Raw genomic sequence first — 1,170 nt, 5'->3', positions numbered from 1 at the left:
GTACCAGAAGTAACTCCTCCCACTACAGTTACACCATTTGTGATAGCTGTCCATGTGTAAGTAATACCACTTATATTTCCAACAATATCAACATGTACATTATTTGTAGCATTTGTTGCCGAACAAACCGAACTGTCTGCTACGGTAACACTCTCAATCACTGGATTAGGATTAACCGTAATCGTTATTGGATTTGATGGAATACCATCACATCCATTAGCTCTTGGAATGATTATCATTGTAATAGTTCCAACATTCTCAGGATTTGTTAATGTCGCTATTTGATTGATATTGGTTTCATCTCCATTAGTAGTTGTACTATAAGAACCTGAAATATTAGATACAGTAGCACTCCAACTAAATGTTGTATTTGGTAAATTACTACTTAAAACAAAATCCAAAGTACTTCCGTCACAAACTGTATTCGTTACTGTATATGTTAATGTTGGACGAGGTGTAATTGTTATTGAACCAGATTCAGTAGCTTGAGGATTACAACCTCCAGAAGTAGTTATAAAATAATTGTAAACTCCTCCATTATTAACAGCGCCAGAAATCGTCAATAAACCTGTAGTCGCATTATAATTGTGTGTAACACCAATTGGTAATCCTGTAACAGTAACCCCCGTAGCGGTTCCTGTAACTTGGTATTGTATTGGATCAATTGTAACACCTGCACATCTTGTTTGATTTTCAGTACTTGCAGGCGAAACTAATGAAATTGTGGTATCTGCAAACAATGAAACGGTAGAATTTAGCGCTATATTTGATGAACAAATTCCATCAAATATACTAATCGTATTTATTGTTGTACTTGCTGTCACACCAGCTACATTTACAACTCCAATACCTGAAGAATTTATTGCAACTGTTTGAACTGGATTTCCATCAACATTATAATCAACTTGAGAATTAGGAGTTGCATTAATAGTAAATGTAGCCGTTGAACCAATACATATAGGACCATTATTAGTTATATTAAAAATGGTTGGTTGTGGCAATCTCTGAGAAATTGTGAAAATTGCCGAATTTATAGAAGTACAACTTCCATTAGATGCTGCAACTTCATAATTAGTAGCAAACAACATACCTGATATTAATCCTGTAGCATTCACCGAAGGTCCTGCTGGTGTAAATACATAAGTTATTGCTGCATCATAATTTGAAATT

General features: G+C 34.5%; 1 pseudogene. It reads right to left on the bottom strand.

The window, feature by feature from the left end:
* Positions 1–1,170 (bottom strand): annotated as a pseudogene (locus C8D80_RS12795) (T9SS type B sorting domain-containing protein); the annotation flags it as partial.

Source organism: Flavobacterium cheniae (assembly GCF_004363695.1).
Classification (GTDB): Bacteria; Bacteroidota; Bacteroidia; order Flavobacteriales; family Flavobacteriaceae; genus Flavobacterium; species Flavobacterium cheniae.
This window is presented reverse-complemented; position numbering and strand designations above follow the sequence as displayed.